Consider the following 24,076-nt stretch of genomic DNA (forward strand, 5'->3'; position numbering starts at 1 on the left):
TGGGTCTAAGGCGGTAGCGATGGTAAGAAAGATGATGTCAGGGTATCGAGCAACCGTCTCCGGTCATTGCGATTACTGCGAGTGGGAAGCGCTCTCTACCTCGTACACGGAGATGGTGAAGATGTACCAGGACCACCTCCGGGCGGAACACCCGAAGGCGTGGATGCGGTCCTGAGACGGGTCGTCTCCGTTACGGTTCGAGGACGACCTTCGTCACGCCTTCGTCGCGGTTGTCGAACCTCTCGTACATCTCCGGCGCTTCGTCGAGGCCGACGCGGTGGGAGACGACCCAACTCGGGTCGGCGCGCCCCTCGATGATGAGGTCGCGCAGTTGTCGGTTGTACTGCTTCACGTTGGCCTGACCCGTTCCGAACTTGTGGCCCTTCTCGAACAGTTTCCCGAAGTCGATGCCGATGCGGCCCTGCGCGGACATCTCGTCCGGCGCGCCGGGGTCCACGGGGAGGTACAGACCCACGACGCCTATCTGGCCGGTCGGTCGGACCGTCCGGACGAGTTGGTTGAGGACGATGGCCGGGTTCTCCTTCGCCGGGTCGTACGGTTCGTCCGGGTTATCGCGCACCTCCTCGGGGTCTATGGCCTGATAGCCGACGGCGTCGACGCCCTTGTCGACTTGGTCGCCGTGTTCGTCGATTATCTGTTCGACTGGGTCGCTCTCCTGGAAGTTGATGGCCTTCGCGTCGGTGTTCTCCTCCACCATGTCGAGGCGGCTATCCACGCGGTCCACGACGTAGATCTCCGAGGCGCCCTTGATGTCGGCGCTGTAGGCGGCCATCATGCCGACCGGGCCCGCGCCGTAGATGGCGATGGACTCCCCGGGTTGGAGGTTCGCCAGTTCGGTGCCGTGCCACCCCGTCGGGAAGATGTCCGCCAGCATGGCGAAGGCGTCCTCGTGTTCGTCGCCTTCGGGGAGTTTCAGGGCGTTGAAGTCCGCGTACGGGATGCGGAGTTGTTCGGCCTGTCCGCCCTGATACGGTCCCATCGCCACGTACCCGTACGCCCCGCCGGCGAACCCGGGATTGACGTTGGTACAGAACCCGGTGTAGCCGTTCTCGCAGTTCCGACAGAACCCGCAGGCCACGTTGAACGGGGCGACGACCCTGTCGCCCTCTTCGAGGGTGCTGACGCCTTCGCCCACCTCGGTGACGACGCCCATGTTCTCGTGCCCGAACACCAGACCCGGGTCCGCGTCGGTCCGCCCCTCGTACATGTGTAGGTCGGACCCGCAGATGGCCGTCGTCGTGATGTCGATGACCACGTCGCTCGGGTGTTGAATCTCCGGTTCGTCCACGTCCTCGATGGCCACGTCCTTCGGCCCCTGATAGACTACTGCGCGCATTGTGGTGCTTGTTACCTCCACCCATTGCTGAGGGCGGTCGGCAAATATATCATTTTAAAGACAAGAGAGACTGTCGCCGGCACTGTTCGCAATTTACGCCGACGCTTTCACAGCCGCCGCGTCCCGGAAATATTTGCCTCTTCCCGGCGGAGAGCGACGACGACGGCATTTTGACGGCGGGGGCCGTCGCCCCGGTATGACCGCAGGAGACGGACCGGACCCGGTGACCGACCCCGCCGTCCTCGGCGACGCGGTGGCGCGCGACCGGCGCGCGTCGGCGACCGCACTCCGGGCGGACGCGCCAGGGCGGTCGTACAGTTACCACCACTTCGTCACCTCCTCGTACAAAGCCGGGAACGTCCTCCGGTATCTCGGCGTCCGCGAGGGCGACCGGGTGGACGTCGAACCCGACCGCCTCCCCGAACCGGTGCTGACGTTCTACGGCGCGGCGCAGTTGGGGGCCGTCGTCTCGTTCGACCCCGACCCCGACGCGTCGGACCCGCCGCGCGCCGCCGTCGTCCCCGTCGGACGGGAGTCCGAGTTCGCCCCCGAACCGGGGAGCAAGCTCGCCGTCTACGGCGGCCCGCCGGAACGCCCGACGACGACCCACTGGGAGAAGGAGGTCTGGAGCGAGAACCCGGCGGTCCACCCCGCGTCGGTGGCGGCGGACGACCCACTCCTCGCGGCGGACCGGACGTACTCCCACGCCGACGTTCTCTCCGCCGCGGCGGCCGTCGTCGAGGACGCCGACCTGCGACCGGGCGAGGAAGTCGCCGTCCGGGCCCCCCTCTCGACCCCCGGCGTCGTCGCCGCCGGACTCGTCGCGCCCGTTCTCGTCGGCGCGACGGTGCTGTTCCCCGACGAGGGGACCGAGGGAGACGTCCGCGTCGGTCCGGGGTCCGAACCGCGGACTATCGACCCCGAAGCGGTTTTCGGCGGCGAGTGAGGCCGCCGGGACCGAAGCCCGTTACCGCGCCTCGCGCAGTTCGTCGAGGGCGGCGGGGTTCTCGATGCTGCTCATGTCGCCCAGTTCGTCGCCTTGGTGGATCGCCGAGATGGCGCGCCGGATTATCTTCCCGGACTGCGTCTTCGGGAACTCCGAGACGAACAGGAGTTCCCGCGGGCGGAACGGCTTCCCCTGCTCCTCGCCGACGAGTTCGCGGAGTTCCTCGCGGAGGTCCTCCGACGGCTCGAATCCGTCTTCGAGGACGACATAGGCGACGACGGCCGTCCCCGTCGTCTCGTCGTCCACGCCGACGGCCGCGGCCTGATTCACGGCGTCGTGTTCGATGAGGACGCCCTCTATCTCGGCGGGGCCGACCTTCCGCCCGGCGACGTTGAGGGCGTCGTCGGCGCGCCCGTGGAGGAACCAGAAGCCGTCCTCGTCCTTCTGGGCCCAGTCGCCGTGGTTCCAGAGCGGCGGCTCTTCGAACCGACTCCAGTAGGCGTCGAGGTAGCGGTCGTCGCCGGACCACAGCGACTTCGTCATCGACGGGCAGGAGTCCCGCGCGACGAGGTAGCCGCGTTCGTGGTCGTCGGCGATGCTCTCGCCCTCGGCGTCCACGATGTCGACGTCCATCCCGAGTCCGGGGCCGCCCAGACTGCACGGTTTCAGCGGTTGGTCCGGCATCGGCATGAGGAAACAGCCGCATATCTCGGTGCCGCCGGAGATGTTCATGATGGGCGCCTCCCGGTTCCCGATTCGGTCGTAGAACCACATCCACGACTCGGGGTCCCACGGTTCGCCCGTCGAACCCAGCAGACGGAGCGACGACAGGTCGTGCTTCTCGACCCACTCGTCGCCGTGCTTCCTGAGCGCTCTGATGGCCGTCGGCGAGATGCCGAACACCGTCAGGCCGTGGCGGTCTATCATCTCCCAGAAGCGGTCGGGTTCCGGGTGGTCGGGCGCCCCCTCGTACATGAAGACGGTGCCGCCGAACGTGTGGTTCCCGATCAGCGTCCACGGCCCCATCATCCACCCGATGTCCGACACCCAGAAGAAGCGGTCCTCGGGCTTGTGGTCGAAGCCGAAGTAGATCTCCTTGGCCGTCTGCATCTGGATGCCCGCGTGGGTGTGGACGATGCCCTTCGGCTTCCCCGTCGTCCCCGAGGAGTACAGCAGCATCGACTCCTGATTCGCGTCGAGTTCCTTCGTCTCGTACTCCGGGGACTGTGACTCGACCGCCCTCTCCCACCACTCGTCGCGGGCGGTCCACGCGATGGTCGCGTCGTCCCTGTCGGCGACTCCCAGACGGTCGTAGACGACGGTGTGTTCGACGCTTCCGGCCTCCTCGATCGCTTCGTCGGCGGCGTCCTTCAGTGTGACTTCGCCGCCCCGCCGGTAGAAGCCGTCCGCGGTGAACAGCACCGAACACCCCGAGTCCTCGATTCGCGTCGCCGTCGCGTCCACGCCGAACCCCGAGAAGATGGGCACCGCTATCGCGCCGACTTTGAAACAGCCGTAGAGGATGGAGATGACCTCCGGCACCATCGGCATGTAGAGACCGACCGTATCGCCCGTCTCGACGCCGTACGACTCCAGCAGGTTCGCCACCCGGTTCGACTCGCGGTGCAGGTCGTGGTAGGTGACCTGCCGCACGTCGCCGGGTTCGCCCTCCCAGATGCACGCCACGCGGTTCCGGTCGGGGCTATCGACGGCGGCGTGCCTGTCGAGGACGTTGTGCGCGATGTTCAGTTTCCCGCCGGGGTACCACTCCGTGAACTGCGGTCCCTCGCTGTCGTCGCGCACCGAGTCGTACCCCTCGTAGAACTCGATTCCGAGGTACTCGACGAGTTCGTCCCAGAACCACTCCACGTCCGAACAGGTCCGGTCTATCAGTTCGTCGTAGTCGTCGATGCCGTACTCCCGCATGAACGCCCGGACGTTCGTCGCCTCCGCGAACTCCGGGGAGGGCCGGTGGACCACCTCGTCGGTGTCGGGTACCTGCATATCGTCCGTCTCTTTCTCGGCCCTCACGAAGTAACTTACCCGGACGATAGTGCAGGACGTTCGCGCGAGCCGACGGTTCCCGTCTCGCCTCGCAAATCCTTTTTCGCGCGCGGGCCCTACGTGGTCCTATGTACGTCCGGGACGCTAAAAACCGAGACGAGGTCTGGTTGCTTGACCGAATCGAGGAGATGGACCTCACAGACCCCGCGTTCCGCTCTCGCGACTACGTCATCGCCCTCGACGAGGAGACGAACGAACGGGCGGGATTCGGTCGCATCCGCGTCCACCGGGACGGCGACGAGGGGGACGAGGAGTTCTGCGAACTCGCCCTCGTGGCGACGCTCGAACGCTGGCGGGGCCAGGGCGTCGGCGCGCACGTGGTCGAACGACTGCTGACGAAGGCGGGCGACGAGGGGTTCGACGACGTGTACGGGTTCACGGCGCAACCCGGCTACCTCCTCCAGTTCGGCTTCTCGCCCGTGGACGGAGAGGACCTCCCCCCGACCCTCGCGGACCGACTCGACGCCGTCCGCGAGGAACGCGGCGACGACGCCATCGCCGTCCGAATCGCCGTCGAGGAGTTCGAGATGCCGACGCGACTCAGAGAGCGGTTCAAGGAGGCCGCGCCCGGCGACGACGACGGCGAGGTCACAGTCGAGGAGACGGCCGAGGACTTCGGCATCGACCCCGAGGAGGTCACCTACAAGTACGATACGGGGTAGCGCGCGGAGACGACGGAGTCGCGCGGCGCGGTCACGTCCGGTCGTCGAGGAAGTCGGTGCTGAAGACGATGTACGCGAGCACCGTACAGAACAGGATGGGCGGGAGGATGGCGAACCCCCAGAGGGGTTCGGTGCCCATGCCGACGATGAGGACGACGTTGGCGAGACCGATGAAGAGGAACGGGAGCACCGCGAGCACCGCCCGCCGTCGGTTCCTACCGCCGGTTTCGGGCTGAAGCGGTTCCTCGAACTCGTCCGCGTTCGCGTCCGGGCCTGCGCCGGCGTCCGCCTCCGACTCGTCGTCGGCGGACGTAGAGGAGGTGGCCATACCGAAACTGGGGACTCCCAGCGACAAAAACGACGCGCCTGTGCCCCGCCCGCGGACCGACCCGCGGACTCTCCGGTTACCTCAGTCCGCGTCTTCGTACCGCGACGCGACGGCGACGAGGCCGAACAGGGCGGCGAGGACGGCCGTCGTGACGAAGACGGCGTACAGAGACATCGAGAGCGGCGTCGTCGGGATGGTGACCAGACCGCCGAGAACCGCCGCCCGCGGGACGGTTTCGGCCCCGTTGCTCCCGACGAAGAAGCCGACGATGCCGGCGAGTGCGACGACGACGGCACCCACCCCCAGTAGGATGCGCCTGCCGAGTCCCGGCGTCCCGGACGCCGGTTCGCCGCGGTTCGTCGAATCGGATTCTGCTGACACGTCGTCGCCTACGGCGGCCGGCCGTTTGGCACTTGCCTTTCTCGCCCCGCCGCGGTCCGTCGCCCGGGAGACCCCCGGGACGGCAAAGTACAAACGGCTCCCCCGGAAACTCGGTGTCGATGCCAGAGGAACTCGTCACCCGCGCCCGCGACGCCCTCGAAAACGCCTACGTCCCGTACTCTGAGTACTCGGTCGGCGCCGCGCTTCGAACCGCCGACGGCGAGGTGTACGTCGGATGCAACATCGAGAACGCGAACTACTCGAACAGCCTCCACGCCGAGGAAGTCGCCGTCGCGGAGGCGGTGAAGAACGGTCACACGGCGTTCGAACGCGTCGCCGTCACCTCGGGCGCGAAGGACGGCGTCACGCCCTGCGGGATGTGCCGACAGACCCTCGCGGAGTTCGCCGACGAGAGCCTCGTCGTCGTCTGCGACGAGGGCGGCGAGGAGACGACGGAGTACGCCCTCGGCGAACTCCTGCCCGACACCATCTCCCTGGACACGCTGAACGCGGCGGCGGCGGCGCGCGAGGGCGAGTGACCGGTCCTGCGCCGAACCGTCCCCCCGGCGGAAGGAGTGGTTATTTTTGCCGGGGGACCGCACACCCGGCATGAGCGACAGCGAGGACCCGAACGACGAGGTCCAGTACCACATCGAAGTCGGCCCCGAAGACGTCGCGGACGCCGTTCTCCTCCCCGGGAACCCCGAACGGGTGGACAAGATAACCGCCCTGTGGGACGAGTTCGAGGAACGCGCCTCCCACCGCGAGTACCGCACCGCGACGGGGACGTACGAGGGAACGCCCATCTCCGTCACCTCGACGGGCATCGGCGGTCCCTCCGCGGCCATCGCCGTCGAGGAACTCGCCCGCGTCGGCGCGGACACTTTCGTCCGCGTCGGGTCCTGTGGCGCCATCCAACCCGAGATGGACGTGGGCGATCTGGTCATCACCTCCGGGGCCGTCCGGCAGGAGGGCACCTCCAAGGAGTACGTCCGCGAGGACTACCCGGCCACGGCGGACCACGAAGTCGTCTGCGCACTCGTCGCGGCCGCCGAACGCCTCGGCTACGACTACCACGTCGGCCTGACGATGAGCGCCGATTCCTTCTACGCGGGACAGGGTCGCCCCGGGTTCGAGGGGTTCGAGGCCGCGGGGTCGGAGTCGCTGGTCGGGGACCTCCGCGAGGCGAACGTGAAGAACATCGAGATGGAGGCGGCGACGCTTCTGACCCTCGCGAACGTGTACGGCCTCCGCGCGGGCGCGGTCTGCACCGTCTACGCGAACCGCGTCACCGGGGAGTTCCGGACGGAGGGGGAGTCGCGCGCGGCGAAGACGGCGAGTCTCGCGGTCCACCTCCTCGCGCGCATGGACGAGGTCAAGCGCGCGGCGGGCGTCGACCGCTGGCACGCCGGACTCTCCGTCGACTGACTTCCGCTTTCCGAGAACTGTTCGCCCTCGCACTGCACTGTTTGCAACTAGATGGCAATCCCCGACGCTCTCCGGCGGTCTCGCTCTCGTACGTTTCAAAGGTCCTTTATCTAATGCCTACGAGGGCCTTCCTATGAGCACGCAGGTCGTCGTCCTCGGCTCCGGCTACGCAGGCACGGGTGCCGTCAAACGCCTCGAAGATGAACTCGGCTCGGACGCTGAACTGACGTGGGTCTCGGAGAACGACTACCACCTCGTCCTCCACGAGGCGCACCGCTGCATCCGCGACCCGAGCGTCGAGTCGAAGATAGCCCTCCCCGTAGACGACATCAAAGCCCCCGAGACGAAGTTCGTGAAGGGCCGCGTCGAGAACATCGACGTGGACGACCGCGTCGTCGAACTCGACGGCGACGAAGTCGAGTACGACTACCTCCTCGTCTGTCTCGGCTCTGCGACCGCGTTCTACGGCATCGAGGGCCTCGAAGAGTACTCCCACGAACTCAAGAGCCTCGACGACGCGCGCGAGATTCACAGCGCCATCAAGTCGGCCGCCGAAGACGCCTCCCGGGACGACCCCGCGAAGGTCATCGTCGGCGGCGCGGGTCTCTCCGGCATCCAGTCCGCCGGCGAGATAGCGGAGTACCGCGACACCCACCGCGCGCCCATCGACATCACCATCGTCGAGGGCCTCGACGAGGTGTTCCCCGGTAACGACCCCGAACTGCAGGGTGCGCTCCGCAAGCGCCTCGTCGAGAAGGACGTCGAGATCCTCACGGGCGACTTCATCTCGAAGGTCGACGAGGAGAACATCTACCTCGGCGGCGGCGAGGACGAGGAACCCGACACGCTGGAGTACGACGTTCTCCTCTGGACCGGCGGCATCACGGGCCAAGAGGAGGTCGCGGACGCCGAGGTGGACAAAGACGAGCGTTCGAACCGCATCTACGCGGACGCGGACTTCCAGACGAGCGACGACCGGGTGTTCGCCCTCGGCGACTCCGCCCTCGTCGAACAGGGGTCCGACTCCGTCGCGCCGCCCACCGCGCAGGCCGCGTGGCAGGCCGCCGACGTGGCGGGCGAGAACGTCGCCCGCGCCGTCAAGGGCCAACCGCTGAAGACGTGGAGCCACGAGGACAAGGGGACGCTCATCTCCATCGGCGACGACGCCGTCGCACACGGCGTGAAGCTGCCGATGCTCGGGAAGGTTCCCGTCAACGTGTTCGGCGGCCCCGCCGCGCGAACGCTGAAGAAGAGCGTCGCCACCCGGTGGATCGCGGACATCACCTCCCCGCGCCGCGCGTACGAGGCGTGGGGGGACATGTAAGCCGGGGACGAACGCGCGGGAACCGACTCGTTTTTTCGGAGCGACCGACGCCGCGGAGCAACGCCGTTACGGTACGTCCGGCGGTCCGACTGTCGTCACTACCGACCGCGACGGCAGAGAGAAAAGATGCCGACGTCCGGTCGGCATCGACGTGTCCGCAGAGAGCCTCAGTGGTTCGGCTCGCCGACGGGCGCGCGCATGTCGTCGATACGGAGTATGAGGATGTTGCTCGTGTCGTCCTTTCCGTCGACGATACCCTCGACGACGAGCTTCGAAAGCGGCGTCGGACCGACTTTCACTTCGTCGCCCTCGTGGAAGTCTCGGACGGAGCCTTGGACGTGAATCTCGGCGCGGCACAGCTCCGGGTGGTGGACCGACGAGAGGTCGATCCCGTCCACGTTCACGCCGGTGACCGTCTCCCCGTTGTGCTGGAGGGGAACCGAGGCGGGTTCGTCCATCTGGTCGACGTCGAGCGCTTCGTACGCATTCGCCGTCGGCTTGTAGCCGCCCTTCGGCCCCGGAACGCCCTCGACCAACTGCAGCGCCTTCAGACTCTGCATCTGGTTGCGGATCGTCCCCGGATTCCGGTTTACCTCTTCTGCGATGTCCTCGCCCTTCACTGCGTCCTCACTCTGCCGATAGAGGTTTATCAGCGCCGTGAGGATGGTTTTCTGACTCGACGTCAGCTCGATTGATGACATGGTGATTCGTTCGAAGTATACGTCCTTAAATGCGATGGATGAACGGGAGAAACCCGGAGCCGTCTGACAATTACCGGGTAGATACGTGCGCTATTTTCACAAACGAAGCCCGTGTCCGGGCCGGGTAATCCCGTGCCGGTAGTAATTTACTTGCAGGTCGTTGTGTGCTACCCATGAAGGAGAAACGGGTCCTCGTCACCGGGGGTGCCGGATTTATCGGTTCGAATCTCGCGAACCATCTCGCGGACGACAACGACGTTATCGCCGTCGACGACCTCCACCTCGGGACGCCGGAGAACGTAGACGAAGACGTGGAGTTCGTAGACGCCAGCGTCCTCGACGACGACTTGCCCACCGAGGGCGTCGACGTCCTGTTCCACCTCGCGGCGTACTCCTCGTACACGATGGCCGAGGAGAACAAGCGCGAGGCGACGCGCGTGAACGTCGAGGGGTTCGTCAACGCGGTCGAACAGGCGCGGGAAGACGGATGCGACACCGTCGCCTATGCGACCACCTCGTCCATCTACGGGTCGCGCACCGAACCGTCCCCGGAGGACATGCCCGTGGAAGCGCGAACGTGCTACGAGGCGTCGAAGCTCGCGCGCGAACAGTACGGCGAGTACTTCCACCACCACTACGACATGACGCTCGCGGGCCTCCGCTTCTTCTCGGTGTACCAGGGCTACGGCGGGGCCGAAGAGCACAAAGGCGAGTACGCGAACACCGTCGCCCAGTTCGCGCACAAGATCGCCAACGGCGAACGGCCGGAGCTGTTCGGCGACGGCACCCAGACCCGCGATTTCACGCACGTCGACGACATCGTCCGCGGCATCGAACTCGCCGCCGACCACGAACTGCAGGGCGTCTACAACCTCGGCACGGGCGAGAGTTACGACTTCAACACGATGGTCGAGATGATAAACGAGGAACTCGGCACCGATATCGAACCGAAGTACATCGAGAACCCCCTCGACGTCTACGTCCACGACACGAAGGCCGATCCGACGAAGATGCGGGAGGCGACCGGGTGGGAGCCGCAGATACCCTTCGAGGAGGGCGTCGCGCGCGTCTGCGCGCCCTACCGCGAGGACTGACCGACGACCGGAAGCCGATACCGCGGGCGCGCCGTACCGACTTCCCACCGCCCGACTACGGCGAATCTTTCTGCTGTTCGACGAACTCGACGGTGACGGTCACTCGCTCGTCGGTTTCGGCGGTGATGGCTCGACGCAACACCCCCGCCAGCGACGGGTACGACCGGTCCACCGGGCGTCTGACGGTGACGGTCACCTCCCGCCTGTCCTCGGAAACGCCGAGGTCCGAGAACTCGATCTCGACGGCGCTCAGTTCGAGGTCCTCGTACCCCGGTCCCTCGATGACGTCCTGGACGGCGGTCGTCGCCTGATTCTCGAAGGCTATCTGCTGGGCGAGGAGCACCCCCGGACCGATGGCCGTCGTCACGAACAGGCCGAGGACGACGTACGTCGTCGGGCGTCCGAGCAGGGTGCGCACCTTCGCCGTCGCACTCGCGGCCTCCGACCAGTGTTGGGGCCGGTACCCGAGGTACCACAGCGTCGCCGCCCCGGCCAACACGATGCCGGTGACGTTGACCGCGAGGAGGACGAACGCGCCCAGCGCCACCGTCGGTATCACCCACGCCATGCCGATTCCCACCGCCGCGGCGGCGGGGAGGATGGCCGCGGCGACGGCGACGCCGACGATGGAGACGGGAAGCTCGGTCGCCAGTCCGAACCCGCCTGCGGACCCCGCACAGAGGGCGACCAGGAGCGTCAGCAGGCCCGGCGACGTCCGACTCGATATCTGCTGGACGGTCGTCACGCTGAGAGAGGGCGCGACGAACTGCGCCGTCTTCAACCCCCACCCGAGGACGGCGGCGGCGACGATGGCGACGACGAGGCCGGCGAGCGTCGATTTGATGCCCTCCACGAACAGCGACCGTTCGTCGAGGGCCGTGCCGACGCTCGCGGTGAGCGCGGCCCCTATCTGGGGGGCGATGACCATCGACCCGACGACGAGTGCGGGCGAGTCCAACAGCAACCCCGCTGTCGCGACGAACGCGCTCAGGACGGTCATGCTGTAGTACGTCGTCGGCCGCGGGTTGAGGTTGCGCACCTTCGTCCGAATCTCCTCGTTGGAGATGCGCTCTTCCTCCTCGGTGCCCTCCATGTACCGGTCTACGAGCGCCGAGTAGTGCGGCGTCGCCGCCGTCTCCGCGTTGACGATGACGAGGTACTCCTCCTTGATTCCGATGTCGGTCATCGCGTCGCGGACGCGGTCGACCGCCTCCGTCGGCACCGGGAACTGGACCATCTTCCGACCGGGGCCGCTCTCGGGGGCGTCGGCGTCGGCGTCACTGTCGCTGTTGCTGCCGGCGCCTCGGACGAAGTCTCCGCCGTCGTCCACCGAGAACACCACCGGGTCGATGTCCTCCTCGCGGAGTGTGTCCAACACGTCGTCGAGGTGTTCGGTCTCGACCAACACCTGCAGCAGTCGCATCGAGCGTGGAGAGTGGGGCCGCGAAGAAAGCCGCTCTCCCGGGTCGCACGGGGCGAAAGTCCTTCTCGCCGCCTCGAAACCTCCTCTCGTCCCGTTTCGATGACCATAAGCGCGCGAGCGGTGCAGATACGACCATGACGCGACCAACCCGAATCATCGGCGCGCCCATCGACTACGGGGCGAATCGACGCGGCGTGGACATGGGCCCGTCGGCCATCCGCTACGGCGGCCTCGCGGCGCAACTGGAGGACGCGGGGGCCACCGTCGCCGACGACGGCGACGTCTCCGCGCCCCGGGCCGAGGAACGCGACCCAGAGGCGGAGACGCCGAGCGAAGGCCGGGCGAAGTTCCTCCGCGAGACGAAGGCGGTCTGTACGGCGCTCTCAGACCGCGTGGCCGAGACGCTCGATTCGGGGGAGTTACCCCTCGTCCTCGGCGGCGACCACTCCATCGCCATCGGGTCCGTCACCGGAAGCGCCCGGGACGCCGACGTCGGCGTCGTCTGGTTCGACGCCCACGGCGACTTCAACACCCCCGCCACGTCGCCGTCGGGGAACGTCCACGGGATGCCCCTCGCGGCACTGCTCGGGATCGGCGACTTCGCGGGCGTCGAGTGGGCCAACGCCGACGGCCTCCGCGAGGAGAACGTCGCCATCGTCGGCCTCCGGTCCGTCGACGAGGCCGAACGCGAGGCCATCCGAGAGAGCGAGGTGACCGCCTTCACGATGTCCGACATCGACGAGGAGGGCATCACCGCCGTCGTCGAGGGGGCCCTCGAAATCGCCACGGCGGGCACCGACGGCATCCACGTCAGCCTCGATTTGGACTGGCTCGACCCCCGGGAGGCGCCGGGCGTCGGGACGCCCGTCCGCGGCGGGGTGAACTACCGCGAGGCCCACTCCGCGCTCGAAACCGTCGCCGAGACGGGCGCGCTCCGCTCTCTGGAACTCGTCGAGGTGAACCCCATCCTCGACGAACAGAACGAGACGGCGTCGCTTGCGACCGAACTCGCCGCCAGCGCACTCGGAAAGCGCATCCTGTGAGGTTCGCCCCTGCGTCTCCCGCGGCGCGCGCCCGATGCGCCCCGGGAGACGGCCCCACACCTCGTTTCCGGTGAACTGACGGGGTATCGGGCGGCGTCGCTCCCGGAATCGGGGGCGCGGCGAAAAGAAAAACGGTCGTCAGAGGGGCGTTACTCGGAGTCGAGGGCGCCGTCTTCGAGACCCTCGGACGCGAACTCGCTGTCGGTCGCCTCGCGGAGTTCCTCGGCGTCGAGTTCGCCGTTGGTCCCCGCGTCGGCGTCAGGGTCGGATTCCGCGTCCGTGTCGGCGTCGACCGCGGTCGAACGCTCCTCGTTGTACACGTCCACGGACGCGACGGCGTCGCCGCCGGCTAAGTCCATCACAATGACGCCCATCGTGTTCCGCCCGACGGTGGAGACGTCCTCGACGGGCGTGCGGACGATTTGCCCCTCGGAACTCATGACGAACAGGTGGTCGCCGTCGCCGACGGTCTCCATCGCGCAGACGGGGCCGTTCCGCTCGTTCGTCTTGATGTCTATCAGGCCCTTCCCGTTGCGGGACTGCGGCCGGTAGTTCTCGATGTCCGTCCGCTTGCCGTACCCGTTCTCGGTGACGGTGAGCACCCAGTTGTGGACGTCCTCGTCCACGGCGGCGACGCCCGCCACCCTGTCCTCGCCTTCGAGTTTGATGCCGCGGACGCCGCGGGCGGACCGGCCCATCGGGCGAACCTCGTCCTCGTGGAAGCGGATGGACATCCCCTCGCGGGTGGCGATGACGATGTCGCGTTCGCCGTCGGTCACCTCCACGTCGGCGAGTTCGTCGCCGTCGTCCAACGTGGTGGCGATGATGCCCGTCGAGAGGATGTTCTGGAAGTTCTCGACGTGCGTCCGCTTGATGTACCCGTCGCGGGTGACCATCGTGAGGTACTTGTCCGTCTCGTCCGCGATGTCGGCGCAGTTGACGACGGCGGTAATCTGCTCGCCGTCGTCCAAGTCGAGCAGGTTCACCGCGGACTTCCCGCGGGCGGTCCTCCCCATCTCGGGTATCTGGTACGTCTTCAGCTGGTACACCTGCCCATGGTTCGTGAAGTACAGCAGGTAGTCGTGGGTGCTGGCGACGAACACCGACGACACCCGGTCGCCCTCCTTCAGTTCGGTGCCGATGATGCCCTTCCCGCCGCGGCGTTGCGCGCGGAAACTGTCGAGGGACATCCGCTTGATGTAGTCCTCCTCGGTGACGACGACGACGACGTCCTCCTCGGCGATGAGGTCCTCGTGGGTGACGCTGCCGGTGTCCTCGATGAACGAGGTGCGACGCTCGTCGGCGTACTCCTCTCTGATGTTGAGGAGTTCCTCCTCGATGACCGCGTCGAGCTCCGACGTGTCCGAGAGGATTTCGTTCAGGCGGTCGATGCGCGCCTGCACCTCCTCGTACTCGGACTCTATCTCCTCGGCCTCCATCGAGGTGAGCGAACCGAGCTGCATCGCGACGATGTGGTTCGCCTGATCCTCCGAGAAGTCGAACGACGGCAGTTCCTCGCCGTCCACCTCGACGGTCTGTTCGCCGCGGAGTGCGGCCTTCGCGTCGTCGCGGCTCTCGGAGTTGCGGATGGTTTCGACCACCGCGTCGATGTTGTCGAGCGCGGTCAGTCGGCCCTCGAGGATGTGCGCTCTGTTCTCCGCCTCGTCGAGTTCGTACTGGGAGCGCCGACGCACGACCTCTCGCCGGTGGTCGAGGTACTCCTCTAAGGTCTCCTTCAGCGTGAGAACCCGGGGCTGGCCGTCCACGAGAGCGAGGTTGATGACGCCGAACGTGGATTCGAGGTGGTGTTCCAACAGTTGGTTCTTCACCACCTCGGCGTTCGCGCCGCGCTTGAGTTCGACGACGACGCGGATGCCGTCGCGGTCGGACTCGTCGCGCAGGTCGCGGATGCCCTCTATCTTCCCCTCGTTGACGTCGTCGGCGATGCGTTCGATGAGGCGCGCCTTGTTCTCCTGGTAGGGCAGTTCCGTGATGACGATGCGGTCGTCGTCTTCGACTTCGAACTCGGCGCGGACGCGGATGCGCCCGCGGCCGGTCTTGTACGCCTTGTGGACGGCGTTTCGGCCGACGATGTTCGCGCCGGTCGGGAAGTCGGGCCCCTTGACGTGTTCCATCAGGTCCTCGACCGTACAGTCGGGGTCCTCGATGAGGTGGACCGTCGCGTCGATGACCTCGCCGAGGTTGTGCGGCGGGATGTTGGTGGACATCCCGACGGCGATGCCGGACGACCCGTTGACGAGCAGGTTCGGGAACGCGGAGGGGAGCACCGCCGGTTCCTGCTTCCGGTCGTCGTAGTTCGCCTGGAAGTCGACGGTGTCTTTGTCGATATCGGCGAGTAACTCCTCTGCGATGGAGTCCATCCGGGCTTCCGTGTACCGCATGGCGGCCGGCGGGTCGCCGTCGACGGACCCGAAGTTCCCCTGCCCGTCGACGAGGGGGTAGCGCATCGAGAAGTCCTGCGCCATGCGCGCGAGGGCATCGTAGATGGCGGAGTCGCCGTGCGGGTGGTAGTCACCCATCGTCTCGCCCACGATGGACGAGGACTTCCGGTGCGAGGTTCGGGAGGTGACGCCCGCCTCGTGCATCGCATAGAGGATGCGCCGGTGGACGGGCTTCAGTCCGTCGCGGACGTCCGGGAGGGCCCGGCCCGCGATGACGGACATCGCGTAGTCGATGTACGACTGTTCCATCTCCTGTTCGATGCGGGCCGTCTCCACGCTGGCGGCGATGCCCGCACCCGGTTCAAATTTGTCTGGTGCGTCGGAACTCATTGGTGATTTTCGGGGGGTGAGTTAGGTTAGATGTCCACCCACTCGGCGTCGGTGGCGTGTTCTTTGATGAACTGTTTCCGCGGTTCGACGGCGTCGCCCATCAGGATGTTGAACATCCGGTCGGCGGCCGCGGCGTCTTCGATGCTTATCTGCTTGAGAACCCTGTTCTCGGGGTTCATCGTCGTGTCCCACAGCTGGTCGGGGTTCATCTCGCCGAGACCCTTGAACCGCTGGACCTGCGTCGGGTTGCCGTTACACTTCTCCTCGACGATCCGGTCGCGTTCGGCCTCGGTCATCGCGTCGTACGTCTCGCCGCGGTAGCGAACCCGGTACAGCGGCGGTTTCGCCGCGTAGACGTACCCCGCTTCCAGAAGCGGGCGCATGTGGCGATAGAGGAGGGTCAAAAGCAACGTTCGGATGTGCGCGCCGTCGACGTCGGCGTCCGTCATCAGGATGATGCGGTGGTAGCGCGCGTCCTCGATGTCGAACTCCTCGCCGACGCCCGCCCCGATGGCGGTGATGAGCGACCGGACCTCGTTGTTCTCCAGCACGCGGTCCAGCCGGTGCTTCTCGACGTTCAGAATCTTCCCCTTCAGGGGGAGGATGGCCTGGAACCGCCGGTCGCGGCCCTGCTTCGCGGACCCGCCCGCGGAGTCGCCCTCGACGACGAACAGTTCGGACTCGCCGGGGTCTTTCGACTGGCAGTCGGCCAGCTTCCCCGGAAGCGCCGTCGATTCGAGCGCGGACTTCCGGCGCGTCAGTTCCTCGGCCTTCTTCGCGGCCTTGCGCGCCTTCGCCGCCTCGACGGCCTTCATGATTATCGACTGGGCCGTGCCCGGATTCTCCTCGAAGTACGTCCCGAGCTGTTCGTGGGTGACGGACTCGACGATGCCCCGGACTTCGCTGTTGCCGAGTTTCGTCTTCGTCTGCCCCTCGAACTGCGGGTCGGGGTGCTTCACGGAGATGACCGCCGTCAGACCCTCGCGGACGTCTTCTCCCTTCAGGGAATCGAGGTCGTCGAGCAGGTTGTTGCTCTTCGCGTAGTCGTTGACGACGCGCGTGAGGGCCGTCTTGAAGCCCGTGAGGTGGGTGCCGCCCTCGCGGGTGTTGATGTTGTTGGCGAAGGCGTGGATGGAGCCCTGCAGCTCCTCGGTGGCCTGCATCGCCACCTCGACTTCGATGTTCTGGTCCTCGTCGTCGTAGTAGATAGTGTCGTCGTGGAGGACCGTCTTCGTCTCGTTGAGGTAGCCGACGAACTCCCGGATGCCGCCGTCGAAGCGGAAACTGCTCTCCTCGTCGGCCACTTCGTCCCGGAGGGAGATCTGGACGCCGGAGTTGAGGAACGCGAGCTCCCGGAGGCGGTTCTCCAGCGTCGAGAAGTCGAAGTCGGTCGTCTCGAAGATGTCGTCGTCGGGCCAGAACTGGATCGTCGTCCCCGTGTCCTCGCCGGATTCGAGGTCGCGGACGCGTTCGAAGGCGTCGGCCACGGGTTCGCCGTGGTCGAACTCGTGTTTCCACACCGCGCCGTCGCGCTTTATCTCGACTTCCAACCGCTGAGAGAGGGCGTTGACGACGGAGACGCCGACGCCGTGGAGGCCGCCGGACACTTGATACGACTTGTTGTCGAACTTCCCGCCCGCGTGGAGGACGGTCATGATGACCTCGACCGCGGGCCGATCGTACTGTTCGTGGGTGTCGACCGGGATGCCGCGGCCGTTGTCGGTGACAGAGACGGACCCGTCGTCGTTGACTGCGACCTCTATCTCGTCGCAGTATCCCGCGAGGGCCTCGTCGATGGAGTTGTCCACGACCTCGTACACGAGGTGGTGTAATCCCCGTGAGTCCGTGGACCCGATGTACATCGCCGGACGTTTTCGGACGGCTTCTAGGCCTTCGAGGACCTGAATTTGCCCGGCCCCGTACTCGCTTTCTCGTGACATAGAACCTGTTACCGACTAGGCTAGCTCCTCCCTTAAACCCCTCGTACGCGCGCCCGCGTGAGAGAACATAAAACAAGTTCAGGACGGAGTGAATCGCTCGGGTGACGCGATTTCGCTTTTGCCGCGCGCGCCGTCGGTCGCCCCTCCGTCGGTCGGTCGTCCCGTTCACTTTCACTCCGCTCCCGAACACGTTTTAACCGTCCATCGGGAACTTCTCGGCACAGAATGACCTCGTTCCAGTCGACGCTCGGCGAGGAGTCGGGGATCGCCGAGGAGCTGGCGGAGAGCCAGCGGGCCATCTCCATCGCCGAGTTCTTCGAGAAGAACAAGCACATGCTCGGCTTCGACTCGGGCGCTCGGGGGATGGTCACCGCCGTCAAGGAGGCGGTCGACAACGCCCTCGACGCGACCGAAGAAGCGGGAATCATGCCCGACATCTCCATCGAGATACGGGAGTCGGGCGACTACTACACGCTCGTCGTCGAAGACAACGGGCCGGGTATCACCAGAGAGCAGATCCCGAAGGTCTTCGGGAAGCTCCTCTACGGCTCTCGCTTCCACGCGCGCGAACAGTCCCGCGGTCAGCAGGGTATCGGTATCTCCGCGTCCGTCCTCTACTCGCAGCTCACCTCGGGCAAACCCGCGAAGATTACGAGTCGGACGCAGGGGTCGGAGACGGCGCAGTACTTCGAGCTCATCATCGACACCGACACGAACGAACCCGAGATTCAGGTCGAAAAGGAGCTCTCGCCCGCGGAGTCCGACCTCTCGCCGACCCACGGCACCCGAATCGAAGTCGAGATGGAGGCGAACATGCGCGCCCGCCAACAGCTCCACAACTACGTGAAGCACACGGCGGTCGTCAACCCCCACGCGCGACTCGTCCTCGACGAACCGGGACTCGACGAACCGCGACAGTACGAACGCGTCGAGGGCGCGAGCCTCCCCGCCGAGACCGAGGAGATCCGACCCCACCCCCACGGGGTCGAACTCGGGACGCTCATCAAGATGCTCGGCGTGACGGAGTCGTACTCCGTCTCCGGGTTCCTGCAGGAGGAGTTCACCCGCGTCGGCGCGAAGACGGCCGAGAAGGTGCTGGACAACTTCCGCGACCGGCACTTCGGACGGGAGATGGCGTGGCGCGCGCCCGAACCGGGCACCGAACCCGAGACGGACCTCGAAACCGCCATCGAGGACGCCGTCGTCAACAAGGGCGCCGAGGCCACCTCGGCGCTCGCCTCCCAGGTCGCCGACACCCTCCGAAACCGCGACCGGACCGCCTACCATGAACTCGAATCCATCGTCTCCACCGTCGCCGACGACGTGGGCGGGGAACGCGGCGTCAGCTTCGGCGCGACGGTCCAGGAGAACGCCGTCGAAGCGGCGTGGGAGGTTCTCACCGCCGACGTGACGCCCGACCTCTACGGCCTCGTTGACGGCGCGACCAGCACCCGGAAGGACGACCTGACGGTCGAGGGCCTCGCCGACCGCCTCGGCGAGAAGTTCACGGGCGGCCCCGCCCGACACCGCGCGACGCGGAAGCAGGTCCGCGAGTACGTCGACCGGTCGGCGGACGTCCTCGTCTCCACGAACGAGGACATCACCATCGGCGAGACGGCCCGCGAGAACGTCGCGGAGGCCGTCTGGAAGGTGATGCGGACCGTCCCCGACGACGTGCCGAAGGTCTCGGAGGTGGCCGACGACAGGGACACCGCCTCCGAACTGCTGGAGGCGATGCGCGAGACGGACATCCTCGCGCCGCCGACGAACTGCCTGTCGCCCATCACCGCCGAACTCGTCGAGGCCGGCCTCCGGAAGGAGTACGACGCCGACTTCTACGCCGCGGCGACGCGCGACGCGGAAGTCCACGGCGGCGACCCCTTCATCGTCGAGGCGGGCATCGCCTACGGCGGCGACCTGCCGGACGGCGGGTCGGTCGACCTGCTTCGCTTCGCCAACCGCGTCCCCCTCGTCTACCAGCGAGGGGCCTGCGCCACGACGGACGTGGTCAAGCGCATCGGCTGGCGGAACTACGGCCTCGACCAACCCGGCGGATCCGGGATGCCGAACGGCCCGGCGGTCATCATGGTCCACGTCGCCTCCACGAACGTCCCGTTCACGAGCGAGTCGAAGGACGCCCTCGCCAACATCCCGGAGATAGAAGACGAGATAGAACTCGCCATCCGGGAGGCCGCCCGCGACCTGAAGTCCTACCTCAACAAGCGGCGGTCGATGCAGAAGCGCCGGAAGAAACAGGACGTCCTCGGGAAGATCCTGCCCGATATGGCCGACAAGCTCTCGGAGGTGACGGGCCGGGAACGGCCGAACATCGACGGCGCGTTGGCGCGCATCATGAACAACGTCGGCGTCGAACGCGTCGTCGAGGGCGACACCGTCACCCTGAGCGTCGAGAACCACTCCGACCGCACGGAGGAACCGGACATCACCGAAATCGTCTCCACCGAACCGGCGGACGTGCCCGACGAGGCCACGGTCGTGGACTTAGACGGCGAGTGGTTCGTCAAGTGGAACCCCTCCGTCTCCGCCGGGGAGACGGTCGAACTCACCTACACCGTCGCATCGGACGCGTCGTTCGACATCAACGTCGACGGCGTCGAGACGGAGAAACTGACCGTTAACACGTAAGACAATGAGCACGAAACTAGACGACGACCTCGCGCGCGAACGTCTCATCGACCTCGCCATTGAGTTCTACGACCAGTTCGACCAGGGGGACATCCCCCACATGGACATCCCCACGCGGACGAAGAGCAACATCGTCTTCGACGAGGACTCGAAGGTGTGGGTGTACGGCGACCGCAAATCGACCCGTTCCGCCAACAGCGTCCGCGGGGCGCGGAAACTGCTGAAGGCGACGTACGCCATCGAGTTCCTCGTCCGCCAACTCGAAGAGGACCGCTCTTCGACCCTGCGTGAACTCTACTACCTCTCGGAGTCGTGGGACGCCGAAGAGGCGCACTTCAACGACCAAGACGAGTCGAACCAGCTGATAGAGGACCTCGAAATCGTCTCGAAGGTCACCCGCGAGGACTTCCACATGCGCCCGGAGGAGTCCGGCGCGACGCTCATGGGTCCGCTCGAACTCCGCGAGCAGACCCGCCGCGGGGAACGCGAGATTCACTGCCAAGAGGACGTGGGCGAAGGTGGCTACCAGATTCCGAACAACCCCGACACCATCGAGTTCCTCGACCACGACATCGACTTCATCCTCTGCGTGGAGACCGGCGGTATGCGCGACCGCCTCATCGAGAACGGCTTCGACGCGGACTACAACGCCCTCATCGTCCACCTGAAGGGGCAACCCGCCCGCGCGACGCGCCGCATCACCAAGCGCCTGCACGACGAACTCGACCTGCCCGTCGTGGTCTTCACCGACGGCGACCCGTGGTCGTACCGCATCTACGGGTCGGTCGCCTACGGGTCGATCAAGTCCGCGCACCTCTCTGAGTACCTCGCGACGCCCGAAGCGCAGTTCGTCGGCATCCAACCCCGCGACATCGTGGAGTACGACCTGCCGACGGACCCCCTCTCGGACTCGGACGTGAACGCCCTGCAGTCGGAGCTTGACGACCCGCGCTTCCAGTCCGACTACTGGACCGAGCAGATAGAGCTCCAACTCGACATCGAGAAGAAGGCCGAACAGCAGGCGCTGGCCTCCCGCGGTCTGGACTTCGTGACCGACGAGTACCTGCCCACTCGTCTCGACGAGATGGGCGTCATCTGAGCGGTCACGACAACTCCGCCACCGCGTCTCCCCTCGCGCGGAGGAACGCCGTCAGGTGGTCGCCGTCGTACGCGTCGCTTTTCGCGTCCGGAATCCGCTCGGCCAGCCACCGCGCCGCCGTCGCCGTCGCGTTTCTGTCCGCCCGCCCGTAGCGCACCGCCGTCTCGACGGTCACCTCGCCCGGGTCGAACCCCCACGGACGCTCGAACAGACGCGTCTCTCGGGCGACTCCCGCCGCCCCGCACCGGAACGCCGCCTCGAAGTCGGCCGCCAGCGTCTCGAAGACGCCCTCGGGGTCGGAGACGACCGCTCGAACGCCGTCGGGGTCGCCGTACAGCGACGCCACCGTCTCCGGCGGGGCGTCTCCGAGCGTCCTGGCCTGCGCGGCCAACAGGGGTCGTAAGAGGAACGGCGCGTACCGGCCGAGAGCGGAGAGAACGCGCAACTCCGCGGCGGTGTCGCCCGTCGGCGCGTCCGGCGGCGACGGCGGGCAGACGAGCGACAGCTTCGAGACGCGACTCGGGTGCGTCGCCGCGAGGGCGAGGGCGTGCGGCGCGCCGCCGGAGAACCCGAGTACGGGGACCGAACCGACCCCCGCACCGTCGGCGACGGCGAGAGCGTCCGCCGCCCGTTCCGCCAGCGAAGCCTCCGGAAGGGGGTCCGTCCCCCCGATGCCCGGGCGGTCCGGACAGAGGAGGCGGACGCCGCGTTCGCGGGCCGCCTCGGCGAGGAGACTCCCCGAGAGACGCGACCCGGGCGTCCCGTGGAAGAAGAAGGCGGGGTCGCCGCCCGCGTCGCCGAACTCGGCGTACGCGACGGTTCGACCGTCCGCCGCCGTCGTCCGCGTTCGTCGCACCGATTCCGCGTCCGCACTCGCGTCCTCGCGTTCGCTCACGGTCGTTCCCTCGCGGACTCGCCCTCGGCGTCGGGAGCGTCCCGTTCGCCGACGTACAGTATCTCGGCTATCTCGCGCCGCGGGTTCTCGTCGTCGTCGCCCTCGTACTCGTACACCGTCCCCTCGTCTTCGTCGCGGGTCGCTCGGTGCGACCCGTCGCAGAACGGCCGGTCAGCCGAGAGTCCGCACAGACAGATGGCGACGTCGCCGTACTCCTCGTCGATGTCGTCCCCGTCGATTTTCAGCGGCCCGGTCGCGTCGTGCCGCACCTCTCGTGCCATACGTTCGACTGCCGGGCGGTCGGACTTAGGTTTTCCCGGCCCGTCAGAGGGATTCGCCCCGGAGGAACCGCCGCACGACGCCGGTGAACTGGTCGTGGTTCTCGTCCATCGCGGCGTGGCCCGCCCCGCGGAGGAGGGCGAGTTTCGCGCCGGGGATTCCCTCCTTCGTCGCCCGCAGGCGCGACTCCGGAAACAGTCGGTCCTCCGTCCCGCCGACGACCAGCGTCGGCACGTCGACGTCGCCGAGGCGGTCGCCGGTATCGTGTTCGAGACACGCGTCGCAGGAGACGACCACGTCGGAGGGAACCGGCGGGGAGAACACCCCGCCGAAGGCGCGAACCACCCGCGGATAGACGCTCTGTCGCCACCCCACGTACCCCTCCCGGGTGACGGAGTCGTAGAGCCGACTCCACTCGCCGTTCTCGGCCAGTTCGCGCCACTCTTCGACGATAGAGACGCCCTTCTCGCCGAGTCTGTCGGCCGACGCGCCGACGACGAGGCGGTCCACGAGGTCCGGGTAGTCCGCGGCGAGGTGCTGGGCGACGAACCCGCCCATCGAGTAGCCGAGAACGTCCGCGCCGCCGAGTTCGTCGAGGACCGTCGCGTACGACCCCGCGAGGTCGCGCGTCGTCGTCCCCGAGTCGAGGCCGCGGGGCCGACTCACCGTCCAGACGGTGTACTCGTCGGTGAACCCGCGGTACGCCTGTCCCAACACCTGCGCGATTCGCCAGTCCGCGCGCCCGCCGAACGCGTCGTTCAGCCCGGGAACGAAGAGGAGCGTCTTCGGACCGTCGCCCACGCGGTAGTAGGGGAGACGCCCGTCGATCCACCCGTGGTCGGTGGGATCGGTCGCCGGTTGTATCATCTATCGGTCACGACGGTCCGCCGGCGCAAAATCCTTTCCGCGGTTCGCGGGTTCGGGGAACGGCTCAGACCGGACGTTCCTCGGGGTCGTCGATGACGACGGGGACGCCGCGGGAGGCGACGTCAGCGGCGAACGCCTTCGGGTCGGCGGTGAGGATGTCGATGGTGTTGTAGTGAATCGGGAGGACGAGTTCGGGGTCGAGCGCCTCCGCGAGGTCGGCGGCCTCGTGGCGGTCCATCACGCCGGTCCCGCCGATGTTGGCGAGGAACACGTCCACCGAGAGGCGTTCGAAGCCGTCGAGGGCGTCGGAGTCGCCGGGCCAGAAGAAGGAGGTTCCGTCCACGGAGAGGCGGTAGCCGCACCCGAACCCCTCGGGGTGGGTGACGCTCCCGTCGTCGTTCACGTGGGGGCCGTCGGGTTCGTTGTACGCCGGGACGCTCCAGACGTCCGCCGGACCGACCGCGAGGTGGTCCTCCTGACCCACGCGCACCGTCTCGTAGGGGAGGTCTTCGACGGGCGTCACGTCGCGGTCGATGTTCGCGGCGTCCACGGCCTCGAACGCGACGACGGTGGCGTCCTCGTCGGCCACCCGTTCGACCGCGTCGGAGTCGTAGTGGTGGTCGTGGGTGATGCAGACCAGGTCGCCGTCCCGGGCGTAGTAGTCGTCTAAGACGCCGTACCGGCCGGGGTCGAGGTAGGCGACGAAGCCGTCGGGCGTCTCGATGCGGGTGGTGGCGTACCCGAGCCACGAAACCGAGAGGTCGCGGTGTCGAACGGTCATGCCTCCCTCTACAGACCGCGGGTAAT

General features: G+C 67.0%; 22 protein-coding genes. 10 read left to right on the plus strand and 12 right to left on the minus strand.

The genetic code is table 11. The features are described 5' to 3' along the window. The first annotated feature begins 34 nt into the window (after window positions 1-34). Window positions 35-175, plus strand: a complete 141-nt coding sequence (locus ACFQEV_RS10645; protein ID WP_379695667.1) for a hypothetical protein — start codon at window positions 35-37, stop codon at window positions 173-175. Between the two features lie 15 nt (window positions 176-190). On the opposite strand, the gene ACFQEV_RS10650 is transcribed toward ACFQEV_RS10645, so the two are convergent. Then, complete coding sequence (locus ACFQEV_RS10650) at window positions 191-1,357, minus strand: glutathione-independent formaldehyde dehydrogenase (protein ID WP_379695669.1); 1,167 nt, start codon at window positions 1,355-1,357, stop codon at window positions 191-193. A 196-nt stretch (window positions 1,358-1,553) separates the two neighbouring features. Between ACFQEV_RS10650 and ACFQEV_RS10655 the strand changes: the two genes are divergently transcribed. Continuing rightward, the gene (locus tag ACFQEV_RS10655) at window positions 1,554-2,303 is read left to right on the plus strand and encodes an acyl-CoA synthetase family protein (protein ID WP_379695671.1); all 750 of its coding nucleotides are present in this window, start codon (window positions 1,554-1,556) and stop codon (window positions 2,301-2,303) included. A 21-nt stretch (window positions 2,304-2,324) separates the two neighbouring features. Here ACFQEV_RS10655 and ACFQEV_RS10660 read toward each other — a convergent pair whose 3' ends face one another. Beyond that, entirely contained in the window at window positions 2,325-4,307 is a 1,983-nt protein-coding gene (locus tag ACFQEV_RS10660) for an AMP-binding protein (RefSeq protein ID WP_379695673.1), read from the minus strand. 128 nt (window positions 4,308-4,435) lie between these two features. On the opposite strand from ACFQEV_RS10660, the gene ACFQEV_RS10665 reads away from it, so the two are divergent. Then, window positions 4,436-5,029: a GNAT family N-acetyltransferase gene (locus tag ACFQEV_RS10665; RefSeq protein WP_379695675.1), complete on the plus strand. Its 594-nt coding sequence runs from the start codon at window positions 4,436-4,438 to the stop codon at window positions 5,027-5,029. Between the two features lie 31 nt (window positions 5,030-5,060). Here the strand turns inward: ACFQEV_RS10665 and ACFQEV_RS10670 are convergent, their stop codons facing one another. Together ACFQEV_RS10670 and ACFQEV_RS10675 are read right to left on the minus strand one after the other, a co-directional pair. Continuing rightward, entirely contained in the window at window positions 5,061-5,357 is a 297-nt protein-coding gene (locus ACFQEV_RS10670; RefSeq protein ID WP_379695677.1) for a hypothetical protein, read from the minus strand. A gap of 81 nt (window positions 5,358-5,438) precedes the next feature. Then, on the minus strand, window positions 5,439-5,738 hold the full coding sequence (locus ACFQEV_RS10675; RefSeq protein WP_379695679.1) for a DUF7520 family protein: 300 nt from the start codon (window positions 5,736-5,738) through the stop codon (window positions 5,439-5,441). A gap of 119 nt (window positions 5,739-5,857) precedes the next feature. Between ACFQEV_RS10675 and cdd the strand changes: the two genes are divergently transcribed. The 3 genes from cdd (at window position 5,858) to ACFQEV_RS10690 (ending at window position 8,490) form a co-directional block, all read left to right on the plus strand. Then, window positions 5,858-6,277: a cytidine deaminase gene (cdd, locus tag ACFQEV_RS10680; RefSeq protein ID WP_379695681.1), complete on the plus strand. Its 420-nt coding sequence runs from the start codon at window positions 5,858-5,860 to the stop codon at window positions 6,275-6,277. 70 nt (window positions 6,278-6,347) lie between these two features. Beyond that, complete coding sequence (locus ACFQEV_RS10685; protein WP_379695683.1) at window positions 6,348-7,166, plus strand: nucleoside phosphorylase; 819 nt, start codon at window positions 6,348-6,350, stop codon at window positions 7,164-7,166. A 133-nt stretch (window positions 7,167-7,299) separates the two neighbouring features. Further along, window positions 7,300-8,490, plus strand: coding sequence for an NAD(P)/FAD-dependent oxidoreductase (locus tag ACFQEV_RS10690; protein WP_379695685.1), 1,191 nt, complete (start codon window positions 7,300-7,302; stop codon window positions 8,488-8,490). Between the two features lie 167 nt (window positions 8,491-8,657). Here the strand turns inward: ACFQEV_RS10690 and ACFQEV_RS10695 are convergent, their stop codons facing one another. After that, window positions 8,658-9,191, minus strand: coding sequence for an Rrf2 family transcriptional regulator (locus tag ACFQEV_RS10695; RefSeq protein WP_092534916.1), 534 nt, complete (start codon window positions 9,189-9,191; stop codon window positions 8,658-8,660). 173 nt (window positions 9,192-9,364) lie between these two features. Between ACFQEV_RS10695 and ACFQEV_RS10700 the strand changes: the two genes are divergently transcribed. After that, window positions 9,365-10,285, plus strand: a complete 921-nt coding sequence (locus ACFQEV_RS10700) for an NAD-dependent epimerase/dehydratase family protein (protein WP_379695687.1) — start codon at window positions 9,365-9,367, stop codon at window positions 10,283-10,285. Between the two features lie 55 nt (window positions 10,286-10,340). Here the strand turns inward: ACFQEV_RS10700 and ACFQEV_RS10705 are convergent, their stop codons facing one another. Next, a complete protein-coding gene (locus tag ACFQEV_RS10705) occupies window positions 10,341-11,708 on the minus strand; it encodes a TIGR00341 family protein (RefSeq protein ID WP_379695689.1) in 1,368 nt (455 codons plus the stop codon). A 134-nt stretch (window positions 11,709-11,842) separates the two neighbouring features. On the opposite strand from ACFQEV_RS10705, the gene rocF reads away from it, so the two are divergent. Beyond that, on the plus strand, window positions 11,843-12,751 hold the full coding sequence (gene rocF / locus ACFQEV_RS10710; protein ID WP_379695691.1) for an arginase: 909 nt from the start codon (window positions 11,843-11,845) through the stop codon (window positions 12,749-12,751). Window positions 12,752-12,900: 149 nt separating this feature from the next. Here the strand turns inward: rocF and gyrA are convergent, their stop codons facing one another. Next, window positions 12,901-15,543: a DNA gyrase subunit A gene (gene gyrA / locus ACFQEV_RS10715; protein ID WP_379695693.1), complete on the minus strand. Its 2,643-nt coding sequence runs from the start codon at window positions 15,541-15,543 to the stop codon at window positions 12,901-12,903. A 26-nt stretch (window positions 15,544-15,569) separates the two neighbouring features. Then, complete coding sequence (gyrB, locus tag ACFQEV_RS10720; RefSeq protein WP_379695695.1) at window positions 15,570-17,483, minus strand: DNA topoisomerase (ATP-hydrolyzing) subunit B; 1,914 nt, start codon at window positions 17,481-17,483, stop codon at window positions 15,570-15,572. A gap of 225 nt (window positions 17,484-17,708) precedes the next feature. Between gyrB and ACFQEV_RS10725 the strand changes: the two genes are divergently transcribed. Both ACFQEV_RS10725 and ACFQEV_RS10730 read left to right on the plus strand, forming a co-directional pair. Then, on the plus strand, window positions 17,709-20,129 hold the full coding sequence (locus ACFQEV_RS10725; RefSeq protein ID WP_379695697.1) for a DNA topoisomerase VI subunit B: 2,421 nt from the start codon (window positions 17,709-17,711) through the stop codon (window positions 20,127-20,129). A gap of 4 nt (window positions 20,130-20,133) precedes the next feature. After that, complete coding sequence (locus tag ACFQEV_RS10730; protein ID WP_379695699.1) at window positions 20,134-21,228, plus strand: DNA topoisomerase IV subunit A; 1,095 nt, start codon at window positions 20,134-20,136, stop codon at window positions 21,226-21,228. Between the two features lie 4 nt (window positions 21,229-21,232). On the opposite strand, the gene ACFQEV_RS10735 is transcribed toward ACFQEV_RS10730, so the two are convergent. The 4 genes from ACFQEV_RS10735 to ACFQEV_RS10750 form a co-directional block, all read right to left on the minus strand. Then, window positions 21,233-22,123, minus strand: coding sequence for an alpha/beta fold hydrolase (locus ACFQEV_RS10735; protein WP_379695701.1), 891 nt, complete (start codon window positions 22,121-22,123; stop codon window positions 21,233-21,235). Beyond that, window positions 22,120-22,404: a CDGSH iron-sulfur domain-containing protein gene (locus ACFQEV_RS10740; RefSeq protein WP_379695703.1), complete on the minus strand. Its 285-nt coding sequence runs from the start codon at window positions 22,402-22,404 to the stop codon at window positions 22,120-22,122. Before ACFQEV_RS10740 ends, ACFQEV_RS10735 begins: the two co-directional genes overlap by 4 nt. Window positions 22,405-22,447: 43 nt before the next feature. Then, complete coding sequence (locus tag ACFQEV_RS10745) at window positions 22,448-23,269, minus strand: alpha/beta fold hydrolase (RefSeq protein WP_379695705.1); 822 nt, start codon at window positions 23,267-23,269, stop codon at window positions 22,448-22,450. 64 nt (window positions 23,270-23,333) lie between these two features. Next, a complete protein-coding gene (locus tag ACFQEV_RS10750; protein WP_379695707.1) occupies window positions 23,334-24,050 on the minus strand; it encodes an MBL fold metallo-hydrolase in 717 nt (238 codons plus the stop codon). Window positions 24,051-24,076: the final 26 nt, after the last annotated feature.

It is taken from the genome of Halopelagius fulvigenes (genome assembly GCF_042662625.1).
In the GTDB taxonomy this organism is placed as follows: domain Archaea; phylum Halobacteriota; class Halobacteria; order Halobacteriales; family Haloferacaceae; genus Halopelagius; species Halopelagius fulvigenes.